This is a genomic window from Leptospira ainazelensis (assembly GCF_016918785.1).
Classification (GTDB): Bacteria; Spirochaetota; Leptospiria; order Leptospirales; family Leptospiraceae; genus Leptospira; species Leptospira ainazelensis.
On the sequence record NZ_JAFFPT010000023.1, the window covers coordinates 1 to 15000 of the forward strand.

A 15000-nucleotide genomic window follows, 5' to 3' on the forward strand; every position below is an offset into this window, starting at 1 on the left:
TTTTGTAGGAACTCCTACAAAAAGTCATACTGGGATCCTTCTTCATTCGAAATCGCTTTTTTAACTTGTGGGTAAGGATATGCAAATTTCGGGTGGAGGGGCGGGTGGCGGAAAAATTCCGGAAATTTTCCTAATATCACAAAATCAAACTTTTCACAAGCAAAAAGTCCCGTGTAGGAACTCTTACAAAATACCCTTTCTTGGGACGATTCTCCTTCTCGTTGTATCTCCCTCTCAACTTGTGGAAGGTTATGCAACCGACCCATGGAAGCCGTTCTATGGAGTTTATCAAGGGCGCAGAACAAACGATCTCTCCGTCAAGGAGCAAGATTTGGGCTTTGGAGCCATTCTACAGAGTTCATTGAACGATCCAAGTCTCCGAAAGCGATGTGGTAATTTGTAATAAATCCGGTTCGAATTGTAATAGACTTTTTTGAGATCAAAAAGATCCTCCCGGGGGAACTCAACTAGGAACGTAAATCAGACGTATGAAATTGAAATCTCTCATTCTAATCGCAATCATCCTATCGGCGGCGTTTGCCGGAAATTGTAAACCGAAAGAAACGATCACAGTCACCGGCTCAGAAACCATGCACGTGATGCTTCAGATGATCGGATTGGAATATTCCAGAAAAAGATCCGGAACACAAGTGGTTGTAAACGGAGGCGGTTCGATCGAAGGAATCGAAAAATTATTCCAAGGGAAGACCGACATCGCGGCGGCGAGCAGGCCGCTTACGGAAAAGGAACTCAAAGAATTCGATTCGAGAGGAAGATTTGAATCCCTCGCAGTCGCTTACGACGGAATCGCAATCATCGTAAATCCATCCAACACGGTTCGTAAGATTAGCTTGGAAACCGCTTCGAAAGTATTTTCCGGAGAAATCACCGATTGGTCCAAACTCGGAGGAAAACCTGGTAAAATTCAAGTAGTCATTCGAAACGACAAGTCGGGAACGGCGGCTTATTTTGAAACTCACGTATTAAAACAAAAAGATCTCGGATTAAAAAGTTACGAGGTTCGGAAGAATGTGGAATATGTCGATTCTTCCAAAATCGTTTCCGATAACGATGCAATGGCGGCCTTTGTCGATTCCGATCCGAACGCGATCGGATTTATGGGAATGGGAAGCGCCCTTTTTGAAAACAAAGGAAGAGTCCGCGCTTTGGAATATTCTTTATCCGGAAAGGATCCCTTTGTAGTTCCGAGTATCGAGAACGTTTACAACAGAACTTATGAATTATCAAGGGGACTGTATCTATTCTATCTTTCCGATCATGGACAAAAGATCGATGATTTTATAACGTATGTTACGAGTGAAGACGGGCAAAAAGCGATTTTAAAAAGCGGGTATCTTCGTGGATCACTCCCGACCGTCGAAGTCGAAGTAAAAAAATAGAATAAAAGCTAAGAATCCCGAGTTTTTTAGAAAGGAAAAGGATTGATTTTCAACATTCTCGGGATCTAAATCTTCTATATGGGTCGCCGTATTTTACTCGGAATTGTTGCACTGATCGTTGCGGGATGTTTTCTCGCGGACGGTTTTGCAGAGAGTAAATTAGCATCTTACAAACCCTTTGTAAGAGCCAAGTCCCAATCGAGAACCATCACTCAGATTTCCAATCCGTTTACAAAGGGGATTTCTTTCGGCGACGACGATAAGGGTCGAGTCGATTTCCTCAGACTGGATTGTTTTTCCGGTAAATTCTTACCCAACCACACGACCCCAAAAATCGAAATCATATCCGGTAGAGTTTCTCTCTCCTTTCGTTATCTCTCTCTACCTCCGCCGACGGCTGTTTAAGGAACCATTTCAATTCTGTATTAGGGAGTAAGTCTCCCCGTTTTGAGACCGTTGTTTCTTTGGGCAAAGAGAAACTTCTTTCTCGGACGCACACAGAATCTCCTTTTTGGAATTATTCTCATTCTTGTCCTGAATCTCCTAAAACGTGAGAATAGACTAAACCGGAGATGCAATATAAAAACGATAGCCGGAAGCAGGTTTCGAAAGTCCTCCTTCCGGCTTTTTTTAAGAATTTAGGATCTCAGTTCTTGGTTGACGGAAGACACGAAGATCCGAGGATTTCAGAAGAGCAAAGAGAGTGATTCCACTGTCCCCATCCCCCCCAACCCAAAACCCATTTTTACAAAGCCGGAAAACAAACCAGGCCGAGTGGCTCGACTGGAAATGGCAGATTCAGAATCGAATCAAAACTCAAGAAGAACTTTCTAACAAAGTCGAACTCACAAAAAAAGAAAAACTCTCCTTTGACGCGTGTTCGACATTCTTTGAATTCTCCGTAACTCCTTATTATCTCGATCTCGCCGATCGACAAGATCCAAACTGTCCAATCCGACTTCAGATCGTTCCTCAGGAAGAAGAGTTAATCCGAAACGATTTTGAAAAACAAGACCCGCTCGCGGAAGAATCTCACATGCCCGTCAAAGGTGTCACACATCGTTATCCGGATCGGGCCCTCTGGTATCTTTCCCACGTCTGTGCGGTTTATTGTAGATTCTGCACGCGCAAAAGAAAAGTGAGCAAATCCTTTCATACACCCGGAAAGGAAGAATGGAACCAAGCCCTCGCTTATTTTAGAGCGCATACGGAAATCAAAGAAGTGATTCTTTCGGGAGGAGATCCTCTCAATCTTTCGGACGATCGATTGGATTATCTTTTAGGAGAACTCAAATCCATTTCGCATATCAATCAGGTGAGAATTCACAGCCGTTATCCGGTCACACTTCCGATGAGGATCGATTCTTCCCTTTGCAGAGTTTTCAAAAAACACTTTCCGATCTATCTTGTCACACACTTCAATCATCCGAAAGAAATCACAACTCTCGTAAAGGAAAGAATCGCACTCCTCATCCAAGAAGGAAACGTGATGATTCTCAACCAGGGTGTACTTTTGAAAGGGATCAACGATTCTCCCGAAATTCTAAAGGAATTGTTTTACGGCCTCACTGCGATCGGGGTCAAACCCTATTACCTCCATCAGTGCGACGAGGTTTGGGGAAGCGGCGGCTTCCGGGTGGAAATCGCAAAAGGTATCGAAATCATGAAACAGATTCGGGGAAGAATCTCCGGACTTTCCGTTCCTCTTTATGTCGTGGACCTGACCGGAGGCGGCGGAAAGGTCCCTTTGCCGGCGGAATATCTGGCCGAGAAGACGGAACATTCCTATGTCTTTCGAAATTATCAGGATGACCTCTATGAAATCAGTTACTAATATTCGGAATTCTTTTTGTATTTCCGGCAGGAAATCATCGGTTCCGAAAGGGGTTACTCAAAGGATTCTTCTTTACCTTTTTTTCCTCGGTTTTTGTTTTGCGGCATGTAAAACTCCGGAAGGTAAGGGAAGCTCCACCTCGATAGAAACTCCCCGGTATCTAAGGCTCAATTACGACGTCGTATACGAAACCTCCGAGGGAGTCACACTTCTCAATTCGGGAAAACTCTTTGCGAGGGGTTTATTCTACGAATTTCGGATCCAATCTTCTCAGAGCAAATACGAACACGTGCGCGCATCTTCGTATACGGAAGACAATCAGATCGATTTTAAGCATCTTTTGACTTCGGAAGAAATGAATTCTCTTCAAAATAAACAATATCAATATTTCTCGATGCCGAACGATACTCGGGCCAGCGTTCTGACAGGGATTCACGAAGGAAAGTGTTACATCCGTTGGGAATGGCAAAAGGAATCCTTTGTTTTTGTCTTTGAAACGGACCTAAAAAACGATATCGGAGATTCTCCCGCAGGGCTTGGGAAAGAATTTCATGAAAATATCCGTAAAGGTCTCAGAATTTTTTAGTCTTCTTGACCAATTCTGTACAGGTCCATATTCTATCCTTTGCAAGGATCTGACATGTGGCTGAAGCTGGGAGATTCGGAAATTATCAACCTGGATTATATATCCACGATCAAAAAAAACCCCTCTTCGAACGCTATTGAGATCATTTACAACGATCTCAATCATATCAAATCCCTACCGTTTCGCAATCCGGAAGAAAGAGACAGAGCGTATGACGCGATCCTGGAGAATCTTTCGAGAATGAAATTATTTTTTGAGTAGAGAGGGAAGATGGAGTCGATCAAACAAAATCTGCAAACCGTTTTTTCCCTAAAGCCGTTTGAGATCCTTTATTATGGATCCAGACAAAGGGGAGATTTTCGGGATTCGTCCGATTTTAATTTTTTTCTTTTGGCTGATCCAAGCGATCAGTTGAAGAGTACGTTTTTAAGAGAGATCAATGCAATTTTGAGCCCTCTTGAAGAAATCGCACCCGTACATTTAGTCACAGCGGACACAGATTCCTTTCTAGCAAGACTTCGTGTGTTCGAACCCTCCGCGACTCATATCTGTGAGATGGGAGAACCCTTTTTCGGAAAAGAATACTTCCCTCTTCTTGTGGAAGAATGGAACAAACTCAAATCCAACCCGATCGATTCTATAACAACCGGGAAACATCTCAGAAAGAGATATCGTTTTTATAAGAGCATTTCGCCAAGAAGCACCAAAGAAGAAATTATGAGAATGGAGAGATTAGTAGCTCTTTATTTGCAGAATTGGATCTTTCGGGAAATCGAAGACTTAAGCTGGATCGAAGTCGTTCACGCGGACATTCCTTCCAGACTTATCTCTATGGTGCGCGATCTCTACAAAAAAGAAGCGACCGAAAACACTTTAGAAATTTTGAATCTTTATGAGGAAATTCTAAAGTTGAAGACCGAAATTCGAAATCATCAAAATCCTTTTTCCGCCGAGAAGTTTCAAACTCTCAAAGAGACAATTCGTTTCGAAGAAAAAGAAATCAAAATTCTCAAGTTAAACTACTGATAAGAGTCCCGGGCAGGATTTACTTTTTCCAGCGGCTCTTTTAGTAGTTTTTTTCTACGGATGAGTAGAATCTCAAAATAACTTTGTCGTAGTTCCGACTTTTACAGTGAAAGCCGCGCGCCCCGCCCTGATTTTGGGTGGTGGAGGCGGGTCAGCGGGAAAACTTGTGAGACTTTCCTCTATCACAAAATCATACTTTTTGCAAGCAACAACTTGATCGTAGGACTTCCTAGAAAAGATCTTCTCCCTGTATTCGAGAACCGGATTTTAATGTCCGGTTTCAGATTTTTTGTTGAGAATTATATTACAACGGGCTCTCGACTTTACGTTTAAACCCTACGTTCTTAGCGGCGTAGGAGCTTCTACACTCTTGTCTTTAAGTTTCGTCTAACGTTTCGAAAAGAGGTAATGCGAAACGATCCATTCTTCTCCCTTTCGATATTTCCAGAGTTCAGCACACGCCATAAAAAAAACCTTCCAATAGACGAACCATTTCACCGCTTGATCGGAACCGTAGGTGGCCGAAAGAACTTTCATAACCCGATCCTTGTTGCGATACATTCCTTCCAACCAAGCTTCGGATGTTTTTGAGTAATGATTTCCGTTTACGACCCATTGATTTTGAATTTGAAAGTCCTTTTGAAAATACAAAAACAAATCGTGGGAAGGCATTTGACCACCTGTGAAAAAGTATTTGGACATCCAATCCGTGTCGTCCACGACTTCGAACGCGTAAGCAAACTTGTGATGGGTAAAAATGTGTACGAAAAAAAGACCCTTCGGCTTTAGAAATCCGGCAAACTTTTCAAATAGCATTTCGTAGTTTTTCATGTGCTCCAACATTTCCACCGAAACAAGACGATCGAATTTTTTCGTGATCTTAAACTCGTTCATATCGGCGGTAAGAATCGTTAGGTTTTTGAGCCCCCTTTTTTTGGCTTCTCCGTCGATAAACTTCTTTTGACTTTTGGAATTCGAAACGCCGGTGATGGAGGATTTTGGAAACTTTTCCGCCATAAAAAGCGACAAAGATCCCCAACCGCATCCGAGGTCCAGAACACTCATCCCATTTTCGATTTTGGCTCTCTCACAAGTGATCTCGAGCATTCTCCTTTCCGATTCGTCAAAGGAAGTATTCTTTGTTTCCCAATAACCGGAACTGTATTTCATATGTTTTCCCATTACGAGTTTGAAAAATTCGGAGGGAACTTCGTAGTGTTGTTCGTTCGCCGAACCCGTATGAATCGCGATCGGGGATTTTTTCAGAACATTCACATATTCCATCAGATGTTCTTGATTCTTTTCGAGGGAACCCTTGTTTTCGTTTCTCAGACGTTGTTTTAACAACTGACGAATCCGAATTCGTATCAACCAATCCGGGAAAATATCCCTTTCCATCAAATCGTAAACCCATTTCATAAAATAATTCCCTTCTTCTTTATTATATTCAATATTTAGAATGTTTTAAAACTCCAAACTCGATTTTAAAATCGAAAATAAACCCGAAACCGGATTTCATACTCCGGGATCCTTCTCGTTTAAGATTTCGGAAACCAAGGGAAGAAGGCGTTTGTTTTCCGGATGTATTCCTTATACAATTCACCCTTGGATTTTAACTGACCTACTTCGTTCAAGGGAACTCCGGTCACTTTCGTGAGAAGAATGAACATTACTATCGGAGAGAAAAGCCCGATCCATCCGTAAGGGGAACCGAACGCAAACAAACCGAAGGCCACCCAGATCAACCACTCAAAGAAATAGTTGGGATGTCTCGAATATCTCCACGGTCCTACGTCGCAGACTTTTCCCTTGTTATCCGGATTCTTCTTAAATTCGTTGAGTTGAAAGTCCGCCCATGCCTCGCCTAACACCGATACGATAAAAAGAGCAATTCCGAAAATTTCGAAATAATTCGTATTTGGATTGTCGTTGATATTCGGAAAGACAAAAGGAAGGCTCAAGAATACCGCGAGAATTCCTTGAAACTGAAAGATATTCGTAAAAAACTTTTTATCGACTTGATCTCCGTATTCCTCTCGAAAAGCCGTATAACGCGGATCCTCGTGTCCGGAGAAAACTCGGGTAACGAGAATAAAAAGTGAAAGCCTCCACCCCCAAAACGCAACGATCGCGGTAATCTGCGCGGTTCTTAACGGGAATCCATCACCTAACCAATAGTATACGATTGCAGCTGTGGAAATACAAAGTCCCCAACCGACGTCTACGATCGCGTAGTTGTTTGCCCGTTTTCCGAACCACCAAAGAATCGTCATCAAAACGAATACAACGGCCCAAGCTGATAACATGAGAGTTAAAATTTGTAAGAGCATCGCCTACGACTTCCTGATTGATTTATTTTTCTCTTTTCTTCGAATCGAACAACTTTCCCGCTCTTCTCACAAAGGGCAAAAACACAAAATAGAGAAGAATCGAAATCGCCGGTATCCAAACAAGCCAACCGAGGACGGCATAACCCGCTACGTCGAAAAGACCTTTCGCGATTTTCGAGATATTCTCGACGGCAATGTTCTCCGCCCAATGCAGATCCAGAGGAATCCCCAAAACATCGGATCCGGTTTTTAAAAACGGAAAGATCAAAAGGATCTGCAAGGGGTAAACGATATAATTCGCCAATTGAATCGTGACCGGATTCAATCGAAGAAATACTCCCAAGATCCCGCAGATCGTCATTGTGGTTCCGATCAAAGGAAACACTCCGAATCCGGCGCCTACGATGATACTCAAGGTGATCTTTTCCGGTGTGATTCCCGACTTGAGTTCCCTCTTGATAATTTCCAAAACATTCTTCGGCGAGAAGTGTTTTAGAAAATGAAAAACCGATCTTCCGGTTTGGTGAGAATGTGTTTCTTTCACGATATTCTCACCATTCTTTTTGAATTCTCCTTTTGAAATCCATTTTTCAAAGGGAGAGATTATTCGGTCTTGTATAGACGACTTGAACCACGCTGATGTTTTTCATCGAGAACGCCGCCGCACAGTATGAAAAATAATATCTCCACTTCCGAATAAAGGATTCGTTAAATCCCATGTCCCGAATCAGCGCAAGATTGGAATCGAATGTTTTTAACCAAGTCATCAACGTATAATCGTATTTTATTCCGATATCTTCCAGAGAATAGAGATGAAAGTCTCCGGTCTTGTTGATAGCTTGATTGATTCTTGCGATCGACGGTAAAAGAGATCCTGGAAATATATGTTTCTGAATAAAATCCACACCTTTGCGAAAGGATTCGTATCGCGCATCCGGACTTGTGATGATTTGATGCACCATAAGCCCGTTCTTTTTTAGAACACGGTTGCACATCGCGAAAAAGGCTTCGAAGTATTCGTGCCCGACCGCCTCTAGCATTTCCACCGTAACAAGTTTATCGTAAGAACCTTGAATTTTTCGATAATCGTCTTTTTTTACTTCGATCCGATCCGACAATCCTTCGTCTTTGATCTTCTTAGTAGAATAACGATATTGTTCTTCGGAAATCGTATAAGTTGTCACTTTACACCCGAAATTTTTCGCGGCATATATGGACAACCCGGCCCATCCGGTTCCGATCTCTAAAAGATGATCTGTCGGTTTGAGTTGAAGTTTTTTGCAAAGAATTTCCAGCTTCGCAAGTTGCGCCTGTTCGAGCGTCTCTTCCATAGTACGGAAGTAGGCGCAAGAATAAGTCATGGTCGTATCTAAAAATTTATTATAGAAGTCGTTACCTAGATCATAGTGTTCTACTATGTTCTTCTTACTCCCTCGAATTGAGTTTTTTCGAAAGAGATGCAGGAGTCTACTGCCTATATTTGTCAAACTCAAGTGAGCAAATTTGTTTTTACTACCGCTTACGGAGGGAGAATTTTCCAAATTGTAGATGAACCACGAGATTACCGCTCTGATATCGTCAGTATCCCAATCTCCATCCATATAAGATTCGGAAAAACCGAGATCGCCGTTCAAAACCGTCTTTTTAAAAAAAATCGAATTGTGAATGTGGACGATTCCTTTGTGAAACTCCGGAGGATCGTCGCTTTCCGGATTTCCGAGATATGCCTTTTCTCCGTTCGGCAATACCAAACGAATCGAACCTCTTTGCATCGAAGATAACGCTTTAAAAAAAAGATTCTTATAAAATCCGAACGAATTGGATTCGGCGGTTGTTATCGTTATTTCCGAATCCTGAAATTTTAAATTGGACTCAGTGGTTCTTTCCAAGATGAACTCCTTTTTGCAGATCCGTATTTTCTTCTTTTTTAATAAAAGGCAGGCCCTTAAGATATAATCTCAATGCCTGCCAATGAATCAGAACAATTACTTTGACTGTTACGAGCGGATATCGGAGGAACATTCTTAGTAAATTTATATCAGAAAGTTCTAATTTGGTGCCGGAGTAAGTAGTCACCATGACCGCCTTATCTTCCTCCAAAACGTCGATGCGAATATTCAAACCTTCTTTCGACGGCCTCAGAGTGAATTCAAACTCGGATTTCAATCCTACAAACGGAGAGACGTAGAAGAATTTGCCGGTTTTCAAACGGAAGGCGCCGTCTTTCCAAGTTTCCTTTCCCAGGAAAAACGGTTTTTGTTCTCCAAAGGTGTTCCCCACTTCGGCGACGGCACAGAGTGGTTCGTCATTCTCCCCATAAAAATAGTAAAATGAAACGGGATTGAATACATAACCCAAAATGCGGACGTTAGTTATCAAAATCGCTTTTTGAATTGTCTCCGAAACTCCGTTTTGTTTCAAATATTCTAATATATTCTCTTTTACTTTCGTTTTTCCAAAACCTAAATGATCTTTTGCGGAGAACCGAAAAAGAGATCGTCGCTCCACGCCAAAAAGCCGAAGTTTTTCATCCAGAGTCTGCAGTTCGTCCAGATCCAACGCAAACGTAAATATCCCGTAGCTAAAGCGGTTCTTCCGAGGAGACCGGCGATCGTGCATCACCTTTGCTTGAATGATATAGGAGTTCAATCCCAAACCTTTTTGCCCAAAACGATTTCGCTCAGTTCTTTCGCCGACCAAAATGCGTCCTCGTGAAATCCGTTGCGAAAATAACTTCCGCAGAAAAACACGTTTCCCTCCCGATTGAGTTCGGATAATCGTTGTTGAGCCTTTAAAGATCCTACGCTGAATAAGGGATGATCATATTCAATTTCCTGAATGATTTTTTTTCGGTCCACGGTTCCGGGATCGTTGATGGAAACGTAATAATTTTTCTTTTTAGAGACCCCTTGCAGAGAATTCATCCAATAAACGGTAAACGGCCTGAAACGTCCGTTTATCTTTTCGATCCGATAATTCCAGGAAGACCACGATATTTTTGTCTTTGGCATTGAAACATCGTCCGTGTGCAAAGTTGCTATATTCTTCTGGTATTCGAATTCTTTCAGAAGTTCCTTTTGTAAGGAGGTCGGAGTTTTCAAAAGTTTGAGAGAGGTATCCGCGTGTGTCGCGAGAATCACTTTATCGAAGACGCTCGATTTTCCGTTTTTCAAAGTCACTCTCACTTTCTTTCCGACATTTTCTACGGAACGAACGGCGGAATTCAGTTGAAAGCGTTCTTTTATAGGAGCCGTTAATCGTTTAACATATTCCCTAGATCCGCCGTCGACCGTGTACCATTGATGTTGTGTATCCAATCCCATAAAGCCGTGATTTAGAAAAAAACGTACCAAACCGTAGACCGGAAATCGGAGCATAAGATCGTCCGGAGTGGACCAGACAGCGGAGCTCATGGGAACAAGATAGTAATCCAGAAGATCGCGATGATATTCTTTTTTTATGATATACTCTTCGAGAGTCCAATCCATGTATTCGGAATTCTCTAAAATCTTTGGAGCTTCTTTGTTAAATCGGTTTATGTTGTACAAAAGTCTTAGGAATTTATAATTAAAAAAATTCTTTCTTTGAGCAAAAAGACCGTTGATTCCGGAACCGCAGAATTCCAAACCTTCGGGTATGTGTTGTACACTAAAGGACATGGACGATTTTTTTGTGGGTACGTTCAATTCTTCAAAGAGTCGTTTGAGATTCGGATACGTAACGTGATTGAAGACGATAAATCCTGTATCGATCGGAATTTTCACCCCGTCCTCATCCACGTCGGCCGTATTCGTATGGCCGCCGATGTAGGACCCTTTTTCAAAGATTGTAAGATCGAATTCTTTTTGTAAAAAATGGGCGCAACCCATTCCGGCAATACCGGTTCCGATGATCGCTAAGGATTCTTTCTTCTTTTCAGTTTTGCTCTGGGCAGAAATTTTTTTCCCAGAAATTTTCTTTTTAAAAACCGTTTCCCCGGTTTCTTTTTTTACATTCTTTTTCAAGAACTACCCGTCCTTTCTTTGTGTATAATAGACAGGAAGAATCCGTTCGGATGCGAAAAAAACTTTCCAAAAATAATTTCAATTTCGTTTCACTTGTAATTCAAAAAGATACAAGCGTTGTTTCTTTCCTATCTTTGATCAAACGTTCACAAAGCTATATGCAAGAACGATGTAACGAGCGATACGAAGTATGAAGACAATCGGAATAAAGAAGGCTAACCTTTGTCTAAAGAAACCGGAAAGAATCGTAATCGGATCTCCAACGATCGGCAGAAACGAAAGCACTAAAATAAAATGTCCCCAGGTCTCCATTTTGAGAGCGATATAAGAATAGAGTTTGGATTCTTCGATCTTAGTTTCCACTCCGGAACGGAACCAAGAGCCCAAGCCGTAGTTGACGATACAAGCTGAACAATTTCCGATCGATGCCCAGAGGACGGCTTCCCCTACGGGAAGTCCGGACACCACGGCCAAAACCAGCGCAGCTTCCGAACTGAAAGGGAGGATCGTCGCCGCCGCAAAAGAAACGATAGCGAGTCCCGGTCCTCCGTAAAGAGGAATTAGTTTTGTTAACATTTCCCAAAAGCCTGGTTCTGACATTCGTGGTTCCCGTTTGATTCTATAAAATCGAATTCTTAGACGCCGTTTTCGTTCCCATTCTTTTCATAGAATCGGAATATACATCCGGAAAAGTCGGATTCTTTTTTTCAATTTGGAACCCAATGTTCATCTTTTTGATCTTACCGGATAGAGCAAAATAAAATCAAAGCCGATATTTCAATCATCTATCCACTTTGATTCGCTTCCGACGTCAAAAAACGATGTCTACTCGTCATAATACGCCTACTTTCGTTTTTAAAAACAACACGATCGGCCGGCCCCGTAAAACGCTCGGACTTTCATAAAAATCAAACTTTTTGTCCATTTCGCTTAACAATTTGTAGTTTATAAATTTATAATACTTATTAACCTTTAGAATACCGACCTGTTATCGCTTAAAAGAACATAAGACCCAATATCTAATTATCATAAGCCAATCATAAATACTAAAACCGGGAATCGACTGAAACTTTTTTTAGGAACCTTTCGGTCCTAGACACATCAAACAAGTATGGTGGACATCAATGAAGAAAGAATATTCTATTTTTTTAATAGGATTGGCCTGCACCTTATCCCCTGCCGCTACCGTTTTTGGCGAAGGGGAACCTGAAAATGTTTCGGCTCAATACGCTCCCTGGACTTTGAAAATCGGAGGAGGAATCGGCCACGCGGAAGACGTTAAATACAAAGAAAACGAAGGAAAAACGAATAACTATCGTCTCTCCGCGGAATACAATCCTCGCTACTTCGGTTTTGAATTTGGGATTACACATAAGGCATTTTCTCTCAGCGTTCCCGCGCAGACAGACCATATCTTGCCGTATCTGACCTACATAAATATCGGCAGAAACGGAAATCTATCAAACGAAACCATGTACAATACCTTTGTTGCAGCCGGAGATCCGTTGCGGGATAGAAACCATTTTTCGCTTACGTTCCTCGATGTCGGTCCGACGTTTCACATGAGACCTGGGAAAACGTTCGATCCATATATTTCTATCGGAGCGGGAACAACGGGGTTCGATAGATTCGCTTCCTATCGCGGCTTCGCTCGGTTAGGATTTAAGATCAACTTCGACCGTTTTTTTATTTTTACGGAGGCGGAAGGATCCGCCATTAACAGATATTATGCGAGGGATTTACGGATTCACTACAACGACTATTCCGGAATGGTCGGTGTCGGTTTTCATTTTGGAGGTGGTGAAGAATCGCCGCTGCCCGACAAAAAAGAAGAGCCAGTCGAAAAGGTATCCTCTTTCTAACGATCGGTTATTCCGGTATACTATCCTTTTTACAAGGAGGTCGTTTCCGTCGACGATTCTCCTTGGACCGTTTCTCCATCTAAAAATCTCCGCGGTCATTCGAATTGAGGATCAGGGATTTGTATCATACGGATGTATTTTTTATAACGGGCCGGAATCGTATAACCCAGGACGTATCTCTGACAATACAAACCGGATTCGGAACTTTTTTCCACGAGTTTATATTCCACCGAGCCTGAAAACAGTTTCCGAAATTCCGTTTCGGACAGTTCGATCCTCATTTGTTTGGAATTTATAGAATCGGTTTCCGTTCCTAAAATTCTGATTTTATCTTTGTTCAAAACGGAAACGAGAATTTTGATTTTATTCCCTTTAGCAGCGAGTCTCAGGTCCAAGATTAATTTTTGCCGATCCAGAGGAGGACATTCCATTCTGCTTTCGCCACTTTCCTGGGCGAAAGCCGCCCGATTCGAATCAAAAGAATCCAAACAAAAACAACAATAGAAAAGAAAGAAGATTCGTTTTTTGGTCGGTGTGGTTCGCAAGATTGCAACCTCAGGATCGAATTCTTAAAAGAATGATATCACCGATTCTTTTAAATCCAACCTTTGATTTAAGAATTTTAAGAATTTTGAAAGTAGATTACAAGCCTGAAAAATAAGCCTGCATCGACTTGTGAATTTTCTCCGCTTCCAAACCGGCCCGCGTCGCAAAATCCAAACCGCCGGAAGCAAAGTGAATCCCGCGAGAAGAATTGATAAGCGAATTGGTTCCGCAGACCGGAAGTAAGTCCTCGAGTTTTGCGCCTTGCGCTCCAAAACCTGGAATCAAAAAAATACGATCCGGATTCTGTTTCCGAAGCGTTTCGAGTTCGCTCGGATTGGTAGCGCCGACGACAAAACCGAGATTGATCGGAGAGATCGAATTGGCGACGTAAGCCACTTCTTCATAGAGGGTTCGACCGGTTTCGGAAAAACGTTTTTTTTGAAATTGGGCCGAGTCGGGATTCGAAGTCAAACAGAGCCAAAAAACAAGATGATCCTGATATTCTAAAAAAGGACGAAGGGAATCGAGTCCCATATAGGGAGAAAGCGTGAGACTGTCGACTTGCAGATCTCCGAAATAGTAACGAGCGTATTGTCTCGCAGTGTTATCGAGGTCGCCGCGTTTGATGTCGGCTACGATCGGGATCTCGGGATAATTGCTTTTGAGGTGTCCGATTACCTTTTCAAACTGGCGGATTCCCGAAGAACCGAACACTTCGAAGAATGCGATATTCGGTTTGTATGCAACCGCGTATTGCGCCGTAGCGTCGATGATCTCGCGGCAGAAGTGAACCAGAGGTTCCGGGCCGCGTTTGATCGTTTCGGGAAGTTTACAATAGTCTGGGTCGAGTCCGACACAAAGAAGAGATTTGAGAGATTGGCTCCGGGTCAGGAATTTACTTTGGAAATTCATCGCCCCTCCCCGGATAAATGATCTTACTTACGAACTATATGTTTCTGCGCGAATTGAGGAAGCACAAAAGCCGCCTTGTGCATTTCCGCAGAATAATATTTCAATCCTTGTGGAACCCGTTTTGGATCCGGAACCACAGCGTAAGGATCCGGACCTTTGGAACAATACGTGAACCCGATGATTCCCGAAGGATACGTCGGTACCACCGTGAAGTAATATCCGCAGTGATTGAAAATTTCAGGAATAAAATTGAACAACTCACGAATGATCGGTCCGTGATAGTAAAAACTTTCTCCCTGAGTCGTGCAGATCCCGCCTTCTTTTAAGCAGTTCGCCATCGTTTCGTAAAATGGTCTTTTGAAAAGAACTTCGGCAGGGCCGACCGGATCGGAAGAATCCACCATGATACAATCAAAATAGTTCTGATAATCCTTCACGTATTTCGCGCCGTCTTCGTAGGCGTGTTTTACGCGGGGATCCTTCATCGCGTTGGCGATTTC

The 15000-nt window shown here is 42.4% G+C and carries 17 protein-coding genes (1 of these 17 only partly in view); 7 read left to right on the top strand and 10 right to left on the bottom strand.

The annotated features are described in order from the left end of the window. The first annotated feature begins 488 nt into the window (after positions 1–488). From JWG44_RS05825 to JWG44_RS05850, 6 genes are all read left to right on the top strand, one after another. Positions 489–1400 (top strand): phosphate ABC transporter substrate-binding protein, encoded by a 912-nt coding sequence (locus JWG44_RS05825; RefSeq protein WP_205274037.1) that lies wholly within the window; start codon positions 489–491, stop codon positions 1398–1400. Between the two features lie 78 nt (positions 1401–1478). Then, complete coding sequence (locus tag JWG44_RS05830; protein ID WP_205274038.1) at positions 1479–1805, top strand: hypothetical protein; 327 nt, start codon at positions 1479–1481, stop codon at positions 1803–1805. A 307-nt stretch (positions 1806–2112) separates the two neighbouring features. After that, on the top strand, positions 2113–3234 hold the full coding sequence (locus JWG44_RS05835; protein ID WP_205274088.1) for a KamA family radical SAM protein: 1122 nt from the start codon (positions 2113–2115) through the stop codon (positions 3232–3234). Beyond that, a complete protein-coding gene (locus JWG44_RS05840) occupies positions 3218–3820 on the top strand; it encodes a hypothetical protein (protein WP_232371509.1) in 603 nt (200 codons plus the stop codon). Before JWG44_RS05835 ends, JWG44_RS05840 begins: the two co-directional genes overlap by 17 nt. A gap of 54 nt (positions 3821–3874) precedes the next feature. Then, the gene (locus JWG44_RS05845; RefSeq protein ID WP_100786149.1) at positions 3875–4081 is read left to right on the top strand and encodes a hypothetical protein; all 207 of its coding nucleotides are present in this window, start codon (positions 3875–3877) and stop codon (positions 4079–4081) included. Positions 4082–4090: 9 nt separating this feature from the next. Beyond that, on the top strand, positions 4091–4846 hold the full coding sequence (locus tag JWG44_RS05850) for a hypothetical protein (RefSeq protein WP_205274039.1): 756 nt from the start codon (positions 4091–4093) through the stop codon (positions 4844–4846). A 387-nt stretch (positions 4847–5233) separates the two neighbouring features. Here the strand turns inward: JWG44_RS05850 and JWG44_RS05855 are convergent, their stop codons facing one another. From JWG44_RS05855 to JWG44_RS05885, 7 genes are all read right to left on the bottom strand, one after another. Next, positions 5234–6265, bottom strand: a complete 1032-nt coding sequence (locus JWG44_RS05855; protein WP_205274040.1) for an SAM-dependent methyltransferase — start codon at positions 6263–6265, stop codon at positions 5234–5236. Between the two features lie 119 nt (positions 6266–6384). Then, a complete protein-coding gene (locus JWG44_RS05860) occupies positions 6385–7176 on the bottom strand; it encodes a DUF1295 domain-containing protein (RefSeq protein ID WP_205274041.1) in 792 nt (263 codons plus the stop codon). Positions 7177–7198: 22 nt separating this feature from the next. Beyond that, entirely contained in the window at positions 7199–7720 is a 522-nt protein-coding gene (locus tag JWG44_RS05865; protein ID WP_205274042.1) for a DUF2062 domain-containing protein, read from the bottom strand. Between the two features lie 46 nt (positions 7721–7766). Next, entirely contained in the window at positions 7767–9065 is a 1299-nt protein-coding gene (locus JWG44_RS05870) for an SAM-dependent methyltransferase (protein WP_205274043.1), read from the bottom strand. After that, the gene (locus tag JWG44_RS05875; RefSeq protein WP_205274044.1) at positions 9049–9825 is read right to left on the bottom strand and encodes a DUF1365 domain-containing protein; all 777 of its coding nucleotides are present in this window, start codon (positions 9823–9825) and stop codon (positions 9049–9051) included. The genes JWG44_RS05870 and JWG44_RS05875 overlap by 17 nt, the downstream gene beginning before the upstream one ends. After that, complete coding sequence (locus JWG44_RS05880) at positions 9822–11180, bottom strand: NAD(P)/FAD-dependent oxidoreductase (RefSeq protein WP_205274045.1); 1359 nt, start codon at positions 11178–11180, stop codon at positions 9822–9824. The genes JWG44_RS05875 and JWG44_RS05880 overlap by 4 nt, the downstream gene beginning before the upstream one ends. A 138-nt stretch (positions 11181–11318) precedes the next feature. Next, positions 11319–11780, bottom strand: a complete 462-nt coding sequence (locus JWG44_RS05885) for a YqaA family protein (RefSeq protein WP_205274046.1) — start codon at positions 11778–11780, stop codon at positions 11319–11321. A gap of 524 nt (positions 11781–12304) precedes the next feature. On the opposite strand from JWG44_RS05885, the gene JWG44_RS05890 reads away from it, so the two are divergent. After that, on the top strand, positions 12305–13042 hold the full coding sequence (locus JWG44_RS05890) for a hypothetical protein (protein WP_205274095.1): 738 nt from the start codon (positions 12305–12307) through the stop codon (positions 13040–13042). 95 nt (positions 13043–13137) lie between these two features. On the opposite strand, the gene JWG44_RS05895 is transcribed toward JWG44_RS05890, so the two are convergent. The 3 genes from JWG44_RS05895 to speE form a co-directional block, all read right to left on the bottom strand. Continuing rightward, positions 13138–13473 carry a hypothetical protein gene (locus tag JWG44_RS05895; RefSeq protein WP_232371510.1) on the bottom strand — a complete coding sequence of 112 codons (336 nt, stop codon included), beginning with the start codon at positions 13471–13473 and terminating at the stop codon, positions 13138–13140. 211 nt (positions 13474–13684) lie between these two features. After that, the gene (pyrF, locus tag JWG44_RS05900; RefSeq protein ID WP_205274047.1) at positions 13685–14500 is read right to left on the bottom strand and encodes an orotidine-5'-phosphate decarboxylase; all 816 of its coding nucleotides are present in this window, start codon (positions 14498–14500) and stop codon (positions 13685–13687) included. A gap of 23 nt (positions 14501–14523) precedes the next feature. Beyond that, positions 14524–15000, bottom strand: partial view of a polyamine aminopropyltransferase gene (gene speE, locus JWG44_RS05905; RefSeq protein WP_205274048.1) — the 3' portion only. The gene runs 366 nt beyond the window's last position; 477 of the gene's 843 nt are visible here — the last part of the coding sequence; its start codon lies off the right edge, out of view; it ends in the stop codon at positions 14524–14526.